Annotated in this window: 19 protein-coding genes and 1 pseudogene; 7 read left to right on the forward strand and 13 right to left on the reverse strand. The window is 64.8% G+C overall.

The window, feature by feature from the left end:
- A pseudogene (locus G3N93_RS16055) lies at positions 1–120 on the reverse strand (SDR family NAD(P)-dependent oxidoreductase); the annotation flags it as partial.
- Between the two features lie 107 nt (positions 121–227).
- Between G3N93_RS16055 and G3N93_RS16060 the strand changes: the two are divergent.
- The 3 genes from G3N93_RS16060 (at position 228) to G3N93_RS16070 (ending at position 3,206) form a co-directional block, all read left to right on the forward strand.
- On the forward strand, positions 228–1,259 hold the full coding sequence (locus G3N93_RS16060) for a CDP-6-deoxy-delta-3,4-glucoseen reductase (protein WP_206133453.1): 1,032 nt from the start codon (positions 228–230) through the stop codon (positions 1,257–1,259).
- 293 nt (positions 1,260–1,552) lie between these two features.
- Positions 1,553–2,737, forward strand: coding sequence for an acetylornithine transaminase (locus tag G3N93_RS16065; protein WP_011352941.1), 1,185 nt, complete (start codon positions 1,553–1,555; stop codon positions 2,735–2,737).
- A 13-nt stretch (positions 2,738–2,750) separates the two neighbouring features.
- Positions 2,751–3,206, forward strand: a complete 456-nt coding sequence (locus tag G3N93_RS16070; RefSeq protein ID WP_206133454.1) for a GNAT family acetyltransferase — start codon at positions 2,751–2,753, stop codon at positions 3,204–3,206.
- 24 nt (positions 3,207–3,230) lie between these two features.
- Here G3N93_RS16070 and G3N93_RS16075 read toward each other — a convergent pair whose 3' ends face one another.
- The 8 genes from G3N93_RS16075 to G3N93_RS16110 form a co-directional block, all read right to left on the reverse strand.
- A complete protein-coding gene (locus tag G3N93_RS16075) occupies positions 3,231–3,902 on the reverse strand; it encodes a DUF2278 family protein (protein WP_174942001.1) in 672 nt (223 codons plus the stop codon).
- A gap of 272 nt (positions 3,903–4,174) precedes the next feature.
- On the reverse strand, positions 4,175–4,891 hold the full coding sequence (locus G3N93_RS16080; RefSeq protein WP_174917511.1) for an ABC transporter ATP-binding protein: 717 nt from the start codon (positions 4,889–4,891) through the stop codon (positions 4,175–4,177).
- Positions 4,891–5,667 carry an ABC transporter ATP-binding protein gene (locus tag G3N93_RS16085; protein WP_174917512.1) on the reverse strand — a complete coding sequence of 259 codons (777 nt, stop codon included), beginning with the start codon at positions 5,665–5,667 and terminating at the stop codon, positions 4,891–4,893. Before G3N93_RS16085 ends, G3N93_RS16080 begins: the two co-directional genes overlap by 1 nt.
- A gap of 24 nt (positions 5,668–5,691) precedes the next feature.
- Positions 5,692–6,861: an ABC transporter ATP-binding protein gene (locus G3N93_RS16090; protein WP_174941536.1), complete on the reverse strand. Its 1,170-nt coding sequence runs from the start codon at positions 6,859–6,861 to the stop codon at positions 5,692–5,694.
- A gap of 18 nt (positions 6,862–6,879) precedes the next feature.
- Positions 6,880–7,830 carry a branched-chain amino acid ABC transporter permease gene (locus tag G3N93_RS16095; protein WP_011352947.1) on the reverse strand — a complete coding sequence of 317 codons (951 nt, stop codon included), beginning with the start codon at positions 7,828–7,830 and terminating at the stop codon, positions 6,880–6,882.
- A gap of 211 nt (positions 7,831–8,041) precedes the next feature.
- Positions 8,042–8,773, reverse strand: a complete 732-nt coding sequence (locus G3N93_RS16100; RefSeq protein WP_206122184.1) for an amino acid-binding protein — start codon at positions 8,771–8,773, stop codon at positions 8,042–8,044.
- A gap of 203 nt (positions 8,774–8,976) precedes the next feature.
- Positions 8,977–9,957, reverse strand: a complete 981-nt coding sequence (gene ispH / locus G3N93_RS16105; RefSeq protein WP_011352949.1) for a 4-hydroxy-3-methylbut-2-enyl diphosphate reductase — start codon at positions 9,955–9,957, stop codon at positions 8,977–8,979.
- Between the two features lie 2 nt (positions 9,958–9,959).
- Positions 9,960–10,415, reverse strand: a complete 456-nt coding sequence (locus tag G3N93_RS16110; RefSeq protein ID WP_027786673.1) for a peptidylprolyl isomerase — start codon at positions 10,413–10,415, stop codon at positions 9,960–9,962.
- 135 nt (positions 10,416–10,550) lie between these two features.
- On the opposite strand from G3N93_RS16110, the gene radC reads away from it, so the two are divergent.
- The 4 genes from radC to nadB all read left to right on the forward strand — a co-directional run bounded on the left by radC (position 10,551) and on the right by nadB (position 13,729).
- Positions 10,551–11,324: a DNA repair protein RadC gene (radC, locus tag G3N93_RS16115; protein WP_206133455.1), complete on the forward strand. Its 774-nt coding sequence runs from the start codon at positions 10,551–10,553 to the stop codon at positions 11,322–11,324.
- 239 nt (positions 11,325–11,563) lie between these two features.
- Positions 11,564–11,797 carry a 50S ribosomal protein L28 gene (rpmB, locus tag G3N93_RS16120; protein ID WP_004186391.1) on the forward strand — a complete coding sequence of 78 codons (234 nt, stop codon included), beginning with the start codon at positions 11,564–11,566 and terminating at the stop codon, positions 11,795–11,797.
- A gap of 17 nt (positions 11,798–11,814) precedes the next feature.
- Positions 11,815–11,982 (forward strand): 50S ribosomal protein L33, encoded by a 168-nt coding sequence (rpmG, locus tag G3N93_RS16125; RefSeq protein WP_006478046.1) that lies wholly within the window; start codon positions 11,815–11,817, stop codon positions 11,980–11,982.
- Positions 11,983–12,142: 160 nt separating this feature from the next.
- Complete coding sequence (gene nadB, locus G3N93_RS16130; protein ID WP_174941530.1) at positions 12,143–13,729, forward strand: L-aspartate oxidase; 1,587 nt, start codon at positions 12,143–12,145, stop codon at positions 13,727–13,729.
- Between the two features lie 91 nt (positions 13,730–13,820).
- Here the strand turns inward: nadB and nadC are convergent, their stop codons facing one another.
- The 4 genes from nadC to G3N93_RS16150 form a co-directional block, all read right to left on the reverse strand.
- A complete protein-coding gene (nadC, locus tag G3N93_RS16135) occupies positions 13,821–14,756 on the reverse strand; it encodes a carboxylating nicotinate-nucleotide diphosphorylase (RefSeq protein WP_206122183.1) in 936 nt (311 codons plus the stop codon).
- Positions 14,757–14,785: 29 nt separating this feature from the next.
- Positions 14,786–15,922: a quinolinate synthase NadA gene (gene nadA / locus G3N93_RS16140; RefSeq protein ID WP_206133456.1), complete on the reverse strand. Its 1,137-nt coding sequence runs from the start codon at positions 15,920–15,922 to the stop codon at positions 14,786–14,788.
- A gap of 303 nt (positions 15,923–16,225) precedes the next feature.
- The gene (locus G3N93_RS16145; protein ID WP_206133457.1) at positions 16,226–17,419 is read right to left on the reverse strand and encodes an acyl-CoA desaturase; all 1,194 of its coding nucleotides are present in this window, start codon (positions 17,417–17,419) and stop codon (positions 16,226–16,228) included.
- Between the two features lie 221 nt (positions 17,420–17,640).
- On the reverse strand, positions 17,641–18,864 hold a 1,224-nt coding region (locus G3N93_RS16150), incomplete at its 5' end, for a mechanosensitive ion channel family protein (RefSeq protein WP_206133458.1).

Raw genomic sequence — 18,864 nt, forward strand, 5'->3', positions numbered from 1 at the left:
TAGCGCGAAGATCCGCAGGTTGCGGCGCGTGTCGCGCCATTGCGCGACGCAGCGCATGCCGACGTCGCCGCAGCCGACGATCAGTGCGCGCGGCCGGCGCAGGATTCGAGTCGCGATCATGTTGGTTGCGAAATCAGTAGCCACCGTTGCGCGACGCGCAACGGGTTTGCATTGTAGCTGCCGTGCTCGACATGCACGGTCCCCACATTTTGTTCTAGTTTGGTTCTATGGCATTCAACGTCACTCTCAAGCAAAGCGGCCGGCAATTCCAGGTCGAGTCGGACGAAACCGTGCTGGCGGCTGCGCTGCGCCAGAACGTCCATCTGCCGTACGGCTGCAAGAACGGCGCGTGCGGCTCCTGCAAGGGCCAGATCGTGTCGGGCCAGATCGAACAGGGCCCGCACGCCGCGTCGGCACTGTCCAACGACGAACGCACGCGCGGCCTCGCGCTGCTGTGCTGCTCGAAAGCGCAGTGCGATCTCGAAATCGACGTGCGTGAAATCGCCGGCGTCGACGGCGTGCAGGTCAAGAAGCTGCCGTGCCGGATCGCCGCACTCGAGCGCAAGGCCGACGACGTGATGGTCGTGAAGCTCCAGCTGCCCGCCAACGAACGCCTGCAGTATCTCGCGGGCCAGTACGTCGAGTTCATCCTGAAGGACGGCTCGCGCCGCAGCTACTCGATGGCGAACGCACCGCACGAGGAAGGCCCGATCGAGCTGCACATCCGCCATATGCCGGGCGGCAAGTTCACCGACCACGTGTTCGGCGCGATGAAGGAGCGCGACATCCTGCGCTTCGAAGGCCCGCTCGGCACGTTCTTCCTGCGTGAAGATTCCGACAAGCCGATCGTGCTGCTCGCATCGGGCACCGGCTTCGCGCCGATCAAGGCGATCATCGAGCACGTGAAGCACTCGGGCATCACGCGCCCGATGACGCTCTACTGGGGCGCACGCCGCAAGAAGGACATCTACCTCGACGAGCTCGCCGAGCAGTGGGCGCGCGAGATCCCGAACTTCAAGTACGTGCCGGTGCTCTCCGAGCCGGACGCCGGCGACCAGTGGACGGGCCGCACCGGCTTCGTCCATCGCGCGGTGATCGAGGACCTGCCCGATCTGTCGGGCCACCAGGTGTATGCATGCGGCGCGCCGGTGATGGTCGAATCCGCGCAGCGCGATTTCACGCAACACCACGCACTGCCCACCGACGAGTTCTACGCGGACTCGTTCACGAGCGCCGCCGATCTCGCGCATCCGGTCTAAGGCCCGCGCACCTGCGTACGGCACTGCGCACCGCGATGTCACATCCGTGGCATCGCGGCGGTTTACAGTGAGGCGCGGGATGCCTTATGCTTGCGCACATGAACTGCTTCCTGTCCGCCCTTCGACGTCGCCGCTCGCCGCTCCGCCCGGATGCCGCAGGCTCGTCACGGACTCGCGCGTAACCCCCGCACTGCTTCACCGGTTACGCACAAGCTGTTCGACCCACCAGCCACGGCCTTCCGTGGCTTTTTTATTGCCTGTTTCCCTTTCAACGTCCGCTGGAGTCTGCTGCCATGCCCCTGAACGATTATCCGATCGACTCGCTGATGTACATCACGAACCGCCCCGACATCGTGTTTACGCACGGCAAGGGTTCGTGGCTCTACGATCACACGGGCAAGCGCTATCTGGACTTCATCCAGGGCTGGGCCGTCAACAGCCTCGGCCACTGCAACGAAGGCATCGTCGAAGCGCTGAAGACGCAAGCAGAGAAGCTGCTGAACCCGTCGCCCGCGTTCTACAACGAACCGATGGCAAAGCTCGCGGGCCTGCTCACGCAGCACAGCGTGTTCGACAAGGTGTTCTTCACGAACAGCGGCGCGGAAGCGAACGAAGGCGCGATCAAGCTCGCGCGCAAGTGGGGCCGCAAGTTCAAGAACGGTGCGTACGAGATCATCACGTTCGACCACAGCTTCCACGGCCGCACGCTCGCGACGATGTCGGCGAGCGGCAAGCCGGGCTGGGACACGATCTACGCACCGCAGGTGCCGGGCTTCCCGAAGGCCGAGCTGAACGACATCAACTCGGTCGAGAAGCTGATCACCGACAAGACCGTCGCGGTGATGCTCGAGCCGATCCAGGGTGAAGGCGGCGTGATTCCGGCGACGCGTGAATTCATGCAGGCGCTGCGCGCGCTGACGAAGCAGCACAACCTGCTGCTGATCGTCGACGAAGTGCAAAGCGGCTGCGGCCGCGCGGGCACGCTGTTCGCATACGAGCTGTCCGGCATCGAGCCGGACGTCATGACGCTCGCGAAAGGCATCGGCGGCGGCGCCCCGCTCGGCGCGCTGCTGTCGAAGGCCGAGTTCGCGGTGTTCGAGGCCGGCGACCAGGGCGGCACGTACAACGGCAACCCGCTGATGACCGCGGTCGGTTATTCGGTGATCTCGCAGCTTGTCGCGCCGGGCTTCCTCGAAGGCGTGCGTGCACGCAGCGAATACCTGAAGCGCAAGCTGCTCGAGCTGTCGGAAGAGCGCGGCTTCGAAGGCGAACGCGGCGAAGGCCTGCTGCGCGCGCTGCTGCTCGGCAAGGACATCGGCCCGCAGATCGTCGAGAAGGCGCGCGACATGCAGCCCGACGGCCTGCTGCTGAACGCCGCGCGGCCGAACCTGCTGCGCTTCATGCCCGCACTGAACGTGACGACCGAGGAAATCGACCAGATGATGGCGATGCTGCGGTCGATTCTCGACACGCTCTAAGGAGACCGCCGCAATGGATGCCGCCGCCGATGCTGTCGCAATCCGCCCGTTCGAACGCGCCGACACCGATGCCGTGCTCGCGGTATGGCGCGACGCGTTCCCGCAGTACGAAGACGCCGACGCGCCGCCGCACCGCGATCCGCTGCGATCGATCGAGCTGAAGCTCGCGACGCAGCCGGAACTGTTCTTCGTCGCAACCAGCGACGCACGCGTGGTCGGCACGCTGATGGCGGGTTTCGACGGACATCGCGGCTGGCTCTACTCGTTCGGCGTATCGAACGACGCGCGACGGCTCGGCGTCGGCCGCGCGCTGATCGCACATGCGGAACGCGCGCTCGCCGCGCGCGGCTGCCTGAAGGTCAACCTGCAGGTGCTGCCCGGCAACGACGATGCGTGCCGCTTCTATGCGGCGCTCGGCTATCGCGTCGAGGAACGCATCTCGTTCGGCAAGACGCTGCCGGCCGCATGACGCGAAGGCCAGCAGCCGGCGATCTCAACGCGTGATCGGCCCCGCGCCCGGCAACGGATTGCCGAGCGCGTCGGTCGGTACGGCCTGCTGCTCGAACGCGGCGAAATACGCGGCCCACTGCGTGTCGCTCACGCGCACGATCAGTGCACCGTCCTGCCAGATGTCGTTGTGGTCGTTGTGGTCGTCGCCTGCACGATGCAGGTAGTTCGAGCCGGTCGACCCCTGGTTCATGTGCGTGTCGTGGATGCCGTTGCCCTCGGTATACGAGCGGCCGAACACGACGACGTCGAGCCCCTGCGACTGCGCGGCATTCACCAGCCGCAACAGCGACGGGATCGGCTCCTGATTCTCCGTGCCGTCCATCACGGCGCTCGGGCGCCACGCGCCCGTGTCGTTCAGGATGTCGCTGCGCATGTAGTCGAGCGCGGGCAGCGCGGCCTGCCCCGTCAGGTCCGTATAGCCTTCGGCCGCGGCCGCGAGCGTCTGCGTGATCGGGTGGTGGAAATCGTAGACGAGCTTGTAGTTCAGCAGGTCGTCCGCGTCGTTGGTGCCGACGTTGATCGCGACGTCCCAGTCGCCTCCGGGCAACGCCAGCGTCAGGTGGATGTGATACTGGATCTCACTGCGGTGCGGCGAGCCCTTCAGCTTCGCCACCGATGTCACCTTCGCCTTCACGAAACCGTAGTCCAGACTCATGCGTGCTCTCCGGGTCCCGATGGGCCGCCGATGCTACACGGCCCGTGTGTCGGTTTGCAGGCGGCCGGCAAGAGCGGCCGCCCCATCGTTCCCGCGCCGCGTGCGCGGCGCAACAGTCGAATGGAGTCGCGCCCGCCCGCACAAGTTCGACCGGAATCGCACGGCACGAAAAAAAAGGCTGTCACGGCATCCCGTGACAGCCTTTCGAAAGCCCGTGTGCGACGCGCCCGGCATCTGCCGTCACGCGTCACCGGGCCCGCTCATTCACTCACTCATTCACCCAGGTACGCGGCACGCACCTTCGGATCGTCGAGCATCTGCTTGGCCTCGCCTTCCATCGTGACCGTGCCCGAATCCATCACGTAGCCACGGTCGGCCGCCTGCAGCGCGAGGCGCGCGTTCTGCTCGACGAGCAGCACCGTGATGCCCTCCTTCGAGATTTCACGCACCACTTCGAAGATCTTCTCGACCATGATCGGCGACAGGCCCATCGACGGCTCGTCGAGCAACAGCAGCTTCGGCTTCGAGAGGATCGCGCGCGACATCGCCAGCATCTGCTGCTCGCCGCCCGACAACGTGCCCGCGAGCTGCGTCGCACGCTCCTTCAGGCGCGGGAAGAAGCCGAACATGCGGTCGACGTCCTTCTTGATCTGCTCGGTGTCGTTGCGCAGGTACGCGCCCATCTGCATGTTCTCGATGATCGACATCCGCGCGAAGATCCCGCGGCCTTCCGGCACCATCGCGAGGCCGCGCTTGAGCAGCTCGTGCGTCGGAGTGCCCTTGATCGACTTGCCGTCGTATTCGATGTCGCCCGCCGAATACGCCTTGAGACCCGTGATCGCCTTCATCGTCGTGGTCTTGCCTGCGCCGTTCGCGCCGATCAGCGTCACGAGCTCGCCCTGACGGACTTCCATGTCAACGCCCTTGACGGCCTGGATGCCGCCGTAGTTGACCTGCAAGCCCTTGATTTTCAACATTGCCGCTGCCATCAGTGCACCCCTGCGCCGAGATATGCCTCAATCACCTTCGGATTCTTCTGCACGTCCTGCGGCAGACCCTCGGCGATCACCTTGCCGTAATCGAGCACCGTCATCCGGTTGCACAGCCCCATCACGAGCTTCACGTCGTGCTCGATCAGGAGAATCGTGCGGCCGTCCGAGCGGATCTTGTCGAGCAGGCGCGTGAGTTCGACCTTCTCGGTCGCGTTCATCCCGGCCGCCGGCTCGTCAAGCGCGAGCAGCTTCGGGTCGGTGGCCAGTGCGCGCGCGATCTCGAGACGACGCTGGTGGCCGTACGACAGGTTGCGCGACGTGTAGTCCGCGTATTGCAGCACGCCGACGTACTCGAGCAGTTCGATCGCACGTTCCTTGATCTCGCGCTCTTCCTGGCGTTCGGCCGGCGTCTGGAACACCGCGCCGAGCAGCCCGTGCTTGGTGCGCACGTGGCGGCCCACCATCACGTTCTCGAGGGCCGTCATCCCGCCGAACAGGCGGATGTTCTGGAACGTGCGCGCGATACCCGTCTTCGCGACCTGATGCACCGCGGTCGGCTTGTATTCCGTGCCGTCGAGCTTGAACTCGCCGGAGTCCGGCGTGTAGAGGCCCGTGATCACGTTGAAGAACGTCGTCTTGCCGGCGCCGTTCGGGCCGATCAGGCCGTAGATCTCGCCTTCCTTGATCTGCAGGCCGACGTCGGACAGCGCCTGCAGGCCGCCGAAGCGCTTGTTCACGCCCTGCACGGACAGTCGGATTTGTTTGTCGCTCATGTGTGTATCCCCTGTGTCCGTCGATTAAGCGCGCACCGGCTTCTTGCTGTTGCGCTTCGCCAGTTTCGCGATCTTGTCCTCATGCTTCGGCGCGGGCCACAGGCCTTCCGAGCGATACAGCATGATGACCACCATCGCGAGGCCGTACAGCGCCTGACGGATCACTTCGGTATCGACGACGTCATGGCCGAAGATCGCATGCTGCAGCGGGCTCATCGTCGAGCGCAGGAATTCCGGGAAGATCGCGAGCAGCACCGCGCCCAGGATCACGCCCGGGATGTGGCCCATGCCGCCGAGCACCACGCAGGCGAGCACGACGATCGATTCCCAGAACGTGAACGATTCCGGCGACACGAAGCCCTGGAACGAACCGAACATCGCGCCCGACAGGCCGCCGAACGACGCGCCCATCGCGAATGCAAGCAGCTTCACGTTACGGGTGTTGATGCCCATCGCCTTCGCCGCGATTTCGTCTTCGCGAATCGCCGCCCATGCGCGGCCGATACGCGAGTGCTGCAGGCGCGTACACACCCAGATCACCAGCAGCGAGCACAGCACGAACAGGTAGTAATACATGTAGACCGACGGCAGCTGGATCCCGAACAGCGAGTGCGTCTGCGCGAGGCTGAAATCGCCGATGTGCACCGGATCGATGCCCGTGATCCCCTTCGGGCCGTTGGTGATGTTCACCGGACGGTCGAGGTTGTTCATGAAGATCCGGACAATTTCACCGAAGCCGAGCGTCACGATCGCCAGGTAGTCGCCGCGCAGGCGCAGCGTCGGCGCGCCCAGCAGGATCCCGAAGGTCGCCGCCAGTGCCATCGCGATCGGCACGATGATCAGGAACGGCACATGCAGCCCGTTCGGCGCCAGCGCCGCGATCCACTCGAATTGCGAGCTCAGGTGCGGCGAGCTCAACAACGCCGCCGTGTATGCGCCCACCGCGTAGAACGCGATGTAGCCCAGGTCGAGCAGGCCGGCGAAGCCGACCACCACGTTCAGGCCGAGCGCGAGCATCACGTACAGCATCGCGAAGTCGAGCACACGGACCCAGTAGTTGCCGCCGGCCGAGCCGATGATGATCGGCGCCGCGATCACGAAGACCGCGGTCAGGAGACCGATGATGATGGTCTTGGTGGTGTTGCGCTCTTCGACGAGCGACGTCGAGGATTCGATCGGTTGAATGGATGTCATGTTGTTTGCTCCCTTCCGTTACGCGCGATCCGCGACACGTTCGCCCAGCAGGCCGGACGGACGGAACACCAGCACGATGATCAGCACGATGAAGGCGAACACGTCCTGGTAGTTACTGCCGAATACGCCGCCCGTGAGGTTGCCGATGTAGCCGGCCCCGAGCTGCTCGATCAGGCCGAGCAGCACGCCGCCGACCATCGCGCCGCCGAGGTTGCCGATCCCGCCCAGCACTGCGGCGGTGAATGCCTTCATGCCGGGGATGAAGCCCATGTAGAAGTGCACGTTGCCGTATTCGGATGCAATCATCACGCCGGCCAGCGCGGCGAGCGCGGAGCCGATCATGAACGTCGCGGAGATCACGAAGTTCGGGTTCACGCCCATCAGGCTCGCGGTGTTCGGGCTTTCGGCGATCGCGCGCATTGCACGGCCGAGCTTGGTCTTGTGCACGAGCAGCAGCAGGCCGGCCATCACGATGAACGCCACCGCGATGATCACGATTTCAGTCACCGAGATCACGGCGCCGGGCGTCGTGTCGGTTGCCTTGATCACGTTGATCGGATCGGTCGGCAGCAATTGCGGGAACGGCAGCGGGTTGCGCGACCAGATGATCATCGCGGCGGTCTGCAGCAGGATCGACACGCCGATCGCGGTGATCAGCGGGGCGAGGCGCGGTGCGCGACGCAGCGGCCGGTATGCGACCCGTTCGATCGTGAAGCCGACGAACGCACAGACGACTGCAGCGATGCCCAGGCCGATCGTCAGCGTCGCGACGTTGCCGAGTCCGGGGAAATGGTTTTGCAGCACGGTGATGGCCGACAGGGCGACCATCGCGCCGATCATCAGCACGTCGCCATGCGCGAAGTTGATGATGCCGAGAATGCCGTACACCATCGTGTAGCCCAACGCGATGATGGCGTAGACACTGCCGAGCACCAGCCCGTTGAGAACCTGCTGGACGAAAATATCCATTTAAAGCTCCTTGGCCCGTGCTGCCGGAGGACGTTGCGCCCCGCGGGTAAGCGAGGAATCGCGCCTTCTCGGCGACACTGCGGGTACTAGTCGATACCGGTAAGGGTGGATCGTCCCGGCGCGCGCCGCCCGGCCTGTACGGCCGGACCTGCCGCCGGAGCGGATACAAAAACGGCACCGCACTGTTCCGGTGCCGTCATGAGTCCCGTCGCTAAATCGTCACGACATCGAGGACGGTGTTCGTGGCCTCCTTGAAGTCGTAGGGCAGCATGCCGAGACGGCCATCGTCCGGTTGCCCGGCATCCGTGCCTTTGCCTGTCCGGCGCGAGGCAAGCCCCGCACCCGGGCAGATCGGATTCCGTGCCGCGCTACCTCGCAAGGCACCGCGAACGCCGCGCCCGACATTCGTCAGGACTGCGTCGGAATCCATCGTACGAACCAGACCGCGCGCCGCGACACCATTGCTCGCGGCAACGCGCTGTTTCGTCGAATCGAATTGAAAGGGAACCGCGCTGCCCGCATCGCCGGGCACCCTGGCCGGCCTGCGTCGATCGGCGCGCGCGGTCGCTGTCACGCCACGACCGGCGGCTTGCGGTATTGCAACCTGCGTGCCCGCTGCCTGACCGTTCGCCAGGCCAAGCGCGTTGATTTCCTCGATCGCCAAACGTGCCCCGTTTTCCTTGTCCTTGCCCAATTGTGCGATGCGGCACGCGAACGATGCCGCACGACCGGTTCCGGCGACGCGCACGCCGCTGGCCGGCGGTGCCGCGAACACCGCAGCCTCCCTCCCCGCCCCGTCGTCGCTCTTTTTGCTGCAGCCGGCAAGCATTGCAACCGGTGCGGCGACGGACACGGCGTAAGCCAACTTCACATGCATTGAGTGGTCTCCCGCGCCTTGCCAAAATCCGATTTCAAAGCCATTCAGGCCTGAAAACGGGCGCATTGTAACTCCATTTATAGGACGCCAATAATCCTGATTCGATGGGGTTTTCCTGCATTGCAACCAATTTTGAGAGACGCTTGGGCGCGCGCAGAGCAACCCGGTTGCACCATTAATCCAAATAATGGTTGCGATTGCGATTTCGACAGGCAAAAAAAAGCGCGCCGTAAGGCGCGCTTCGGTGTTCCGCAGGTGCGATGCGTCAATCAGGCAGCGGGCGGCAGGTTCAACCCGCGCGGCAGCGGAAACGACACGTTTTCCTCGATGCCGTCGAGCGCGCGCACGTTGCGCACGCCGAGCTCGCGCAGTCGCGCGATCACGGCCTGGGCGAGCACTTCGGGAGCCGACGCGCCGGCCGTCACGCCGATGCGACGCTTGCCTGCGACCCACGCCGGATCGATCTGGTCGGGTGCATCGACCATGTACGCGTCGACGCCGCGCTTCTCGGCCACTTCGCGCAGGCGGCTCGAATTCGAGCTGTTCGGGCTGCCGACGACGATCACGACGTCGCACTGCGGCGCCATGAACTTCACGGCGTCCTGGCGGTTCTGCGTCGCGTAGCAGATGTCCTGCTTCTTCGGCTCGCGGATCTTCGGATACTTGGCCTTCAACGCGCCGATGATCTCGGCTGCGTCGTCGACGGACAGCGTGGTCTGCGTGACGAGCGCGATGCGTTCGGGATCGGCGAGCTCGAGCTTCTGCACGTCCTCGACGCTCTCGACGAGATGCATGCCGCGCTCGACCTGCCCCATCGTGCCTTCGACTTCCGGATGGCCCTTGTGCCCGATCATGACGATGTCGACGCCATCCTGGCGCATCTTCGCCACTTCGACGTGCACCTTCGTGACGAGCGGGCAGGTTGCGTCGTAAATGCGCAACCCGCGCACGTCGGCCTCGTCGCGCACGGCCTTCGACACGCCGTGTGCGCTGAAGATCACGGTATTGCCGGCCGGCACTTCCTCGAGTTCCTCGACGAAGATCGCGCCTTTCTTCTTCAGATCCTCGACCACGTACTTGTTGTGGACGATCTCGTGACGAACGTAGATCGGCGCACCGTGCATCGCGATGGCGCGCTCGACGATCTCGATCGCGCGATCGACGCCCGCGCAGAAGCCGCGCGGCTGGGCCAGCAGGATTTCGGCATCGGCGGCGACGGTCTGCCCGGACAGCGTATCGGTGGTGCTCATGATTACAGGATTCCGATGATTTTCACTTCGAACGTGAGCGCTTGGCCCGCGAGCGGATGATTGAAGTCGAACAGTGCCGAGGTTTCGCTGACTTCCTTCAGCACCCCCGCGTATCGGCCGCCGTCCGGCGCGTTGAACTCGATCAGTTCGCCCGGCGTGAAATCGTCGCCGACCATCCCGTTCTCGCGCAGCGTCGACAGCGTCACGCGCTGGAGCATGTCGGGATTGCGGGGGCCGAACCCCTGTTCGGGCGTTAGCTGAAAAGTCGAATGGTCGCCGACCCTGAGGCCGATCAGAATCTGTTCCAGCGACGGCGCCAGTTGCCCCGCGCCGAGCAGCAGCGTGGCCGGCTTGTCGGTGAAGGTGTTGACGATGTCGGCGCCGTCGGCCAGTGCCAGCCGGTAATGCAACGTGACGTGGGAACCGGGCTTCACTTCGGATAGATCGATGAGGCTCATGAATTACTCGTTCAGTCGGCGCCCGATACGGCCGAAAGGCCCGGCGCAAAGCCAATATTGTAAGTCACCTGAGCGCGCAAGGCGGAAAGTGCGACGACGTCGCGCGCACTGCCCGCCACCAATGGAGTTTCAAGCATGCTGTCACCCTGCCCAGCCTTGCCGCCCGCCGAATGCCGCGACAACACCGATCTGCCGGCCGATCCGCCCGGCCGCGTCGTCCCGCTCCACCGGCGCAAGCGCCGCCCGCGCGGCTGGCAGCCCGAGCGGCCGCGCGAGCGATTGCTGGAGCGCGGGCCGGCCGCGCTGACCGACGACGAACTGATCGCCCTGCTGCTCGGCACGGGCAAGCCCGGGCACGATGTGTTCGTCACCGCCCGCGCACTGGTCAGTCAGTTCAAGTCGTTGCACGGGCTGCTCGAGGCGACCGCCGACGATTTCGAGGCGCACCCCGGCATCGGCCCCGCGCGCTCCGCACGGCTGGTTGCGGTCACCGAGATCGCGCGTCGCATGCTGAAGGAGAAAGCGCACGAGAAGCAGCCGATCGATTCGCCCGGCGCGGTCGAGGACTATCTGCGGCTGAAGATCGGCTCGCGCCCGCACGAGGTGTTCGCCGCGGTTTACCTCGACGCGCGCCACAGCCTGATCGACATGGAGGAAATCACGCGCGGCTCGCTGACGCGCATGGCCGTCTACCCGCGCGAGATCGTGCGCCGCGCGATGGTGCACAACGCCGCGGCACTGATCGTCGCGCACAACCATCCGTCAGGCGCGGTGCAGCCGAGCGCGGAAGATCGTCGCCTGACCCGCGTGCTGCACGACGCGCTCGCGCTCGTCGATGTCAGGCTGCTCGATCACGTCGTGATCGGCACCAGCGATACTTTTTCGTTCGCACGGGCCGGCTGGCTGTAGACTGTGGGGTTGCGGCCCGTCCAAGGGCGCCGCAACGGCGATGCGAAATTAGGTTTGATTTTCCTGAGCTTTTTCTGCTAGAATCGCCGTCTGTATTTTTTCCAACCACAGTTCTAGCCATCGAAGGGCCTTGTCTGTAAGGGCTTCGGCGTTCTGAGTGCAGCCATGGATCACGTGGCGGTGCGATGGAACCTTCACCGGCGATCGAACCCCGAATTTAGCGTATTAGGAGTGCTCTCATGGCACGCGTATGCCAAGTAACTGGGAAAGCGCCGATGAGCGGCAACAACGTTTCCCACGCCAACAACAAGACGAAGCGTCGCTTCCTGCCGAACCTGCAAAACCGCCGGTTCTGGGTGGAGAGCGAAAACCGCTGGGTGCGCCTGCGCGTCTCGAACGCCGGCCTGCGCCTGATCGACAAGAACGGCATCGATTCCGTGCTCGCTGACCTGCGCGCACGCGGCGAAGCCTAAGCCCAAGGAGCACAATCATGGCAAAAGGCGCACGCGACAAGATCAAGCTTGAGTCGACCGCTGGTACGGGTCACTTCTACACGACCACGAAGAACAAGCGCAACATGCCGGAAAAGATGGCGATCAAGAAGTTCGATCCCGTCGTCCGCAAGCACGTTGAATACAAAGAAACCAAGATCAAGTAATCTCCGGTTTCTGCTAGCCTGACGGCGACCGAAAAGCCCCGCACATGCGGGGCTTTTTGTTTTGCGCGCACGCTCCGGCGCGACGCGGTATGCTCTCCCCTTTCCGCGGCCACGGCCGCCGGAACGCACAAGATCAAAAGCGTAACGATGGAGATGCAGCATGAAATTCGACGTGGCGATCGTCGGCAGCGGCCTGGCAGGGCTGTCGGTCGCACTCAACCTGGCCAGCACGCGACGTGTCGCGCTGATCGCGAAACGGTCGATGATGGAGGGCGCGAGCGATAACGCGCAAGGCGGTATCGCGGCGGTCCTCGATTCGGCGGACAGCATCGAGAACCACGTCGACGACACGCTGGTCGCCGGTGGCGGCCTGTGCGACGAAGCTGCGACGCGCTATATCGTCGAGCACGGCCGCGAAGCGATCGAATGGCTGATCTCGCAGGGCGTGCCGTTCACGAAGGACGACGCAGCCGAGCTCGGCTTCCATCTCACGCGCGAAGGCGGCCACAGCCACCGCCGCATCATCCATGCGGCCGACGCAACCGGCCATGCGGTGCTCGCGACGCTGTCGGCGCGTGCGCGCCAGCATCCGAACATCACGTTCTTCGAAAACCACCACGCGATCGACCTGATCACGTCGGACCGGCTCGGCTTGCCCGGCCGCCGCTGTCACGGCCTGTACGCACTCGACGTCGACAACGACCGTACGATCACGATCGAGGCGCCGCATACGGTGCTCGCAACGGGCGGCGCCGGCAAGGTGTACCTGTACACGACGAACCCCGACACCGCGACCGGCGACGGCATCGCAATGGCGTGGCGTGCGGGCTGCCGCGTGTCGAACATGGAATTCATCCAGTTCCACCCGACCTGCCTGTTCCATCCGTATGCGAAGTCGTTCCTGATTTCCGAAGCCGTACGCGGCGAAGGCGGCCTGTTGAAGCTGCCCGACGGCACGCGCTTCATGCCCGCGCACGATCCGCGCGCCGAACTCGCACCGCGCGACATCGTCGCGCGCGCGATCGACTTCGAGATCAAGAAGCGCGGGATCGACTGCGTGTATCTCGACATCAGCCACCAGCCGGAAGCATTTCTGCGCGAACACTTCCCGACGATCCACGCGCGCTGCCTCGAATTCGGCATCGACATCGCGAAAGAGCCGATTCCCGTCGTGCCGGCTGCACACTACACGTGCGGCGGCGTCGTCACCGACCTCGCCGGGCGCACCGATCTCACGGGCCTGTATGCGGTCGGCGAAACGTCGTACACGGGGCTCCATGGCGCAAACCGGCTCGCAAGCAACTCGCTGCTCGAATGCCTGGTGATCGGCCGCGCGGCAGCCGAGGCGATCGAGGCAGCCGGCTTCGATGCCGAAACGCCGGCCACGCTGCCCGCGTGGGACGAAAGCCGCGTGTCGGATGCGGACGAGGAAGTCGTCGTTGCGCACAACTGGGACGAGCTGCGCCGCCTGATGTGGAACTACGTCGGCATCGTGCGCACCGACAAGCGCCTCGAACGCGCGAAGCACCGGCTGTCGCTGCTGCGCGACGAGATCCAGGAGTACTACGCGAACTTCCGCGTGACGCGCGACCTGCTCGAACTGCGCAACCTCGTCGACGTCGCGACGCTGATCGTGAAGAGCGCGCACTCGCGCCGCGAGAGCCGCGGGCTGCACTACAGCCGCGACTGGCCGAACTCGCTGCCGAAGGCGCTGCCGAGCGTGCTCACGCCGCGCGCGCGTCGCTGAGCGGCACGCCCCCCCCGGCTGTGGCCGCACAGGAAAAAAGCCGTTGGCGTTTGCACGCCAACGGCTTTTTTGTCTGATCGACGGCGTTCGGTCAGTCGACGATCCGCATCGAATAGTCCGTCGCGCGCACGTCCTTCGTCAGCGCGCCGATCGAGATGCGGTCGACCCCCGTTTCCGCAAACGCACGCACCGTATCGAAATTGACGCCGCCTGACACTTCGAGCACGGCCCGGCCGTTCGCCACGCGCACCGCTTCACGCATCATGTCGAGCGTGAAGTTGTCGAGCAGCACCGACTGCGCGCGATGCGCGAGCGCCGTATCGAGTTGCGCGAGCGTTTCGACTTCGACCTGCACGGGCACGCCCGACTCGAGCGCGAACGCCGCGTCGAGCGCCTCGCCGACACCGCCTGCCGCTGCGATGTGGTTTTCCTTGATCAGGATGCCGTCATACAGCGCGAGACGCTGGTTCTCGCCGCCGCCGACACGCACCGCATACTTCTGCGCGAGCCGCAGGCCCGGCAGCGTCTTGCGCGTATCGAGGATCTTCGTGCGCGTGCCTTCGACGCGATCGACGTAGCGACGCGTCGCGGTCGCAACGCCCGACAACAGTTGCAGGAAGTTCAGCCCGTTACGCTCGGCCGTCAGCAGCGCGCGCGCCGGCCCTTCGAGTTCGCAGACGGTCGAATCGGGCGTCATCCGGTCGCCTTCGCGATAGCGCCATTGCACAACGATCGCCGGATCGATCCGGGCAATCACGGCCTCGAACCACGGCACACCACAGAGCACGGCTTCCTCGCGCACGATGATGCGTGCACGGCGACGATCGCCTGCCGGCACGAGCCGCCCGGTCTGGTCGCCGGTGCCGACGTCTTCCGCAATCGCATCGGCCACGTTGCGCGCGATCGCGTCGTCGAATGCCGCGCCGTATTGCTCGCGCACGAGGTTGAACAGCGGGGATACTGCCGAGTTCGCGCCGCCTTCCGCCGGGCCGCCCCCAAGGAAGGTGGCCGCCCCCTCGGGGGGCATCGAACGAACGTGAGCGTGGGGGCTATTCATTATGCAGCCCCCACGTTCGCAAACAGTTGCTGGTCACGCTGCAGATCGCCGCTCGCCTGCACGCGCTTCTTGTGCGCGGCTGCGAATTCGAGCATCCGGTCGATCGGCAGGCGTGCGCGCTCGCCGATCGCGGGATCGACGAAGATCTCGTTGTGACCGCGTTCGAGCACGTCAGCGAGGTTCGCGAGGCCGTTCATCGCCATCCACGGGCAGTGCGCGCAGCTCTTGCAAGTCGCGCTGTTGCCGGCCGTCGGCGCGGCGATGAAGGTCTTGCCGGGTGCCGCAAGCTGCATCTTGTGCAGGATGCCGAGATCGGTCGCGACAATGAAGCGTGTCGCGTCGAATTTGACCGCCGCGTCGATCAGCTGCGTGGTCGAGCCGACCACATCGGCCTGCGCGACGACGTTTTCCGGCGATTCGGGGTGGACGAGCACCTTCGCGTCCGGATACTCGGCGCGCAGCAGGTCGAGCTCGATGCCCTTGAATTCGTCGTGAACGAGGCACGAGCCTTGCCACAGCAGCATGTCCGCGCCGGTTTTCTTCTGGATGTAGCTACCGAGATGGCGATCCGGCGCCCAGATGATCTTCTCGCCGCGCGCGTGCAGGTCGGCCACGATCTCGAGGCCGATCGACGACGTCACCATCCAGTCCGCGCGCGCCTTCACGGCCGCGCTGGTATTCGCGTAGACGACGACGGTACGGTCCGGATGCGCGTCGCAGAACGCCGAGAATTCATCGACGGGGCAACCGAGGTCGAGCGAGCAGGTCGCATCGAGATCGGGCATCAGGATTCGTTTGTTCGGGCTCAGGATCTTCGCGGTTTCGCCCATGAAGCGCACGCCGGCGACGACCAGCGTCTGCGCGTCGTGGTCACGGCCGAAGCGGGCCATTTCGAGCGAATCGGCGACGCAGCCGCCGGTTTCGTCGGCGAGCTCCTGCAACTCGGCGTCGACGTAGTAGTGCGCGACCAGCACGGCCTTTTCACGCACGAGCAATGCCTTGATGCGCGCCTTCAGCGCGGCCCGCTCTTTGGCGGACGGTGCATCGGGCACCTTGGCCCAGGCCTGCCCCACGCCGCACACGGTCCCTGCTGCAACGGGCCGGTCGTACTCGACGGGTTTGATCGTCGATTGCATCTCCATATCTCCTGTCGATCGGAGTCAGCGCTTTAGCGCTAACTCCGATCCCATGCTTCGCGGTCGACAAGAGTTAGTGCTTTAGCACTTACTCTCGTCCATGCTTCGCGGTCGACCCGAGTTAGCGTTTTAGCGCCCACCCCGATCCCATCCCCTGATCTCGCCCCGGAACAACACTTCCCCGCTGCCCCAAGCCTCATACAAATCCGGCCCTGCCGATCACCCTTCAAAAACCGGCGGACCAAATAAAAAACCCCGCCAACGCGGGGTTTTTGACGTCCTTAGATTCTAATCGATTTCGAATCAGGCGTAGCGGCGCAGGCGCGTCGCGAATTCCTGCAGCGCCTTGATGCCGCTTTGTTCTGCGCGATGGCACCAATCCTGCAATTGCGCGAGAAGCTGTTCGCGCGATGCGGTCGAACGATCCCAGATCGCGGCGAGATCCTGGCGCAGCTGGAAGTACGTTTGCAGCTTCTGGCTGTTCGCGAAGATCTCCGGCAGCAGCTTCTTCTGCGGCTCGTCGAGGCCGTCGGCATCCTTGTGGAACCACTTGCGCGCGCCGCGCATCATCTGGTACTTGTCGCCGCCGATTTCCTTCAGGTGTGCGAGCTCCTGACGGTACGCACGCTTCACGGCCTTGCCGTAGCGCGCCATCACTTCGTAGCGATTCGACAGCACGGCCTGCAGCGTTTCCTGGTCGAGCACCGTCTTCGGCTTGTTCAGGCGCGGCGTCGGCGCGACCTTCTTCACCTTCGCGAGACCGAACGCCGACATGATGCGGATGTACATCCAGCCGATGTCGAACTCGTACCACTTGTTCGACAGCTTCGCCGACGTCGCGAACGTGTGGTGGTTGTTGTGCAGCTCTTCGCCGCCGATCACGATGCCCCACGGGAACAGGTTCGTGCTCGCGTCGGCCGAGTTGAAGTTGCGATAGCCCCAGAAGTGACCGAAGCCGTTCACGACGCCAGCCGCCCAGAACGGAATCCAGACCATCTGCACGGCCCACACGGTCAGGCCGATCACGCCGAACAGCGCGACGTCGATCACCATCATCAGGCTGATGCCGAGAATCGGGTACTTCGAATAGACATTGCGCTCGACCCAGTCGTTCGGCGTGCCGTGCCCGAACTTGCGCATCGTCTCTTCGTTCTTCGCTTCCGCGCGATACAGCTCGGCGCCTTCGAGGAACACCTTCCAGATGCCGCGCGTCTGCGGGCTGTGCGGATCGTCCTCGGTTTCGCACTTCGCGTGGTGCTTGCGGTGAATCGCTGCCCACTGGCCGGTCAGCATGCCGGTCGTCATCCACAGCCAGAGGCGGAAGAAGTGGCTCGCGATCGGATGCAGCTCAAGCGCGCGGTGCGCCTGGCAGCGGTGCAGATAGACCGTCACGCCGATGATCGTGACGTGCGTGACGGCGAGCGCGAACAGCGCGACCTGCCACCACGAAAAATGCAGGAGCCCGTGGGAAAGAAAATCGAGCAGGGAATTCAACAAGGCAGTTACCTGTGATGAGAGCGACGCCGGCCCGCGCCAAGCGTCAGAAAAATGAAAGCATACCGCGTGTAGACCAGAATTTTACTTCAACCGTTCCAAGTCTTTGTAAAAAATGAATATTTTCTTGCCCTGACGCAACAAACCCAGTCCATGGGCGGACTTGGAAAGGGCCGCGATCCGGTTCCGACCGCGGGGTCGATACGATTGGCAACCGGCGCGCGTCACGCAGCCGGCGCGTGCCCGTCCACCGCGCCGTTGCCGGCCGCCGCGCCCGCGGCGGGAAAGCCGTCGGGCAACCCGACGACGCGCACTTCGCGCTGCGGGAACGGAATCGAAATCCCGTGCTCGCTGAACAGCCGCCAGATGTTGCGGTTCACGCTCGAACGCACGCCGGACGTGCCTTTCGCGGAATCCTCGATCCAGAAACCGAGCTCCAGGTCGATCCCGTCCGCGCCGAAACTCACCAGATACGGGGTCGGAGCAGGCTCCGCCAGCACGCGCGGCACCCCCTGGGCTGCATCGGCGAGCAGCGTGAGCGCGTGCTCGACATCGCTCGTGTACGCGACCTGCACGGCGACCTTCGCGTAGCCGCGCGTCAGGTACGACGACTGGTTCTGCACGACGTCGGTGATCAGCTTTTCGTTCGGAATCAGCGTTTCGTTGCCGTCGAGACCGCGCACGACCGTGTAGCGCGTGCGGATCTGCGTGACCACGCCCTGCAGCCCGCCGACGCTGATCGCGTCGCCGAGTCGCAGCGAGCGGTCGAGCAGGATGATGAAGCCCGACACGTAGTTGCTGGCGATCTTCTGCAGCCCGAAACCGAGGCCGACACCCACCGCACCGCCGAACACGCCGAGCACCGTCACATCGATGCCGACCAGCGACAGCCCGATCAGGATCGCCGCGAACACGAGCAGCGCGCGGCCGACCCGCGACAGCACGACCTTCAGGTTCGCGTCGAGCGTGGTCGCGCGCGTGAGGCGATCCTCGAGCACCGAGCCGAGCCACATCGCGACCATCAGCGTCACGCACACCCACAGCGCGCCGGAGATCACCGACAGCAGCGTGAGGTGCGCATTGGCGACACGGAACTGCACGCTGTCGAGCCAGCCGAGCACGTCACGCTGGATGCCGAGCACCGTCAGCACCATCGCGGCCCACACGACGGTCGACACGATCTTCTCGACGATCGACAGCCACGCATGCGTGTGGCCGTCGCGCGCGAACACGCGCCGCGCAAAGAAGAACAGCACGTAGATCAGCCCGATGCCGAACAGCGGCACGAGCGCGAGCGACAGCAGCGACGTCGACATGAACGGGTCGAACGCGAGCTGCGCGCCGCCCACGAACACGCTTCCGAACAGCGGGAACAACGCGCGCTTCAGGCTTTGCGCGCCCGCGCCGGGCGCCCGTCCGGCCGCCCGGCGGCGAGCGTCGATCCGGCC

It is taken from the genome of Burkholderia sp. Se-20378, assembly GCF_017104665.1.
In the GTDB taxonomy this organism is placed as follows: Bacteria; Pseudomonadota; Gammaproteobacteria; order Burkholderiales; family Burkholderiaceae; genus Burkholderia; species Burkholderia lata.

Coding starts and splice junctions, on each gene's coding strand:
- G3N93_RS16060 (WP_206133453.1), top strand. CDS start 228: ATGGCATTCAACGTCACTCTCAAGCAAAGCGGCCGGCAATTCCAGGTC.
- G3N93_RS16065 (WP_011352941.1), top strand. CDS start 1,553: ATGCCCCTGAACGATTATCCGATCGACTCGCTGATGTACATCACGAAC.
- G3N93_RS16070 (WP_206133454.1), top strand. CDS start 2,751: ATGGATGCCGCCGCCGATGCTGTCGCAATCCGCCCGTTCGAACGCGCC.
- G3N93_RS16075 (WP_174942001.1), bottom strand. CDS start 3,902: ATGAGTCTGGACTACGGTTTCGTGAAGGCGAAGGTGACATCGGTGGCG.
- G3N93_RS16080 (WP_174917511.1), bottom strand. CDS start 4,891: ATGGCAGCGGCAATGTTGAAAATCAAGGGCTTGCAGGTCAACTACGGC.
- G3N93_RS16085 (WP_174917512.1), bottom strand. CDS start 5,667: ATGAGCGACAAACAAATCCGACTGTCCGTGCAGGGCGTGAACAAGCGC.
- G3N93_RS16090 (WP_174941536.1), bottom strand. CDS start 6,861: ATGACATCCATTCAACCGATCGAATCCTCGACGTCGCTCGTCGAAGAG.
- G3N93_RS16095 (WP_011352947.1), bottom strand. CDS start 7,830: ATGGATATTTTCGTCCAGCAGGTTCTCAACGGGCTGGTGCTCGGCAGT.
- G3N93_RS16100 (WP_206122184.1), bottom strand. CDS start 8,773: ATGCGCCCGTTTTCAGGCCTGAATGGCTTTGAAATCGGATTTTGGCAA.
- ispH (WP_011352949.1), bottom strand. CDS start 9,957: ATGAGCACCACCGATACGCTGTCCGGGCAGACCGTCGCCGCCGATGCC.
- G3N93_RS16110 (WP_027786673.1), bottom strand. CDS start 10,415: ATGAGCCTCATCGATCTATCCGAAGTGAAGCCCGGTTCCCACGTCACG.
- radC (WP_206133455.1), top strand. CDS start 10,551: ATGCTGTCACCCTGCCCAGCCTTGCCGCCCGCCGAATGCCGCGACAAC.
- rpmB (WP_004186391.1), top strand. CDS start 11,564: ATGGCACGCGTATGCCAAGTAACTGGGAAAGCGCCGATGAGCGGCAAC.
- rpmG (WP_006478046.1), top strand. CDS start 11,815: ATGGCAAAAGGCGCACGCGACAAGATCAAGCTTGAGTCGACCGCTGGT.
- nadB (WP_174941530.1), top strand. CDS start 12,143: ATGAAATTCGACGTGGCGATCGTCGGCAGCGGCCTGGCAGGGCTGTCG.
- nadC (WP_206122183.1), bottom strand. CDS start 14,756: ATGCCCCCCGAGGGGGCGGCCACCTTCCTTGGGGGCGGCCCGGCGGAA.
- nadA (WP_206133456.1), bottom strand. CDS start 15,922: ATGCAATCGACGATCAAACCCGTCGAGTACGACCGGCCCGTTGCAGCA.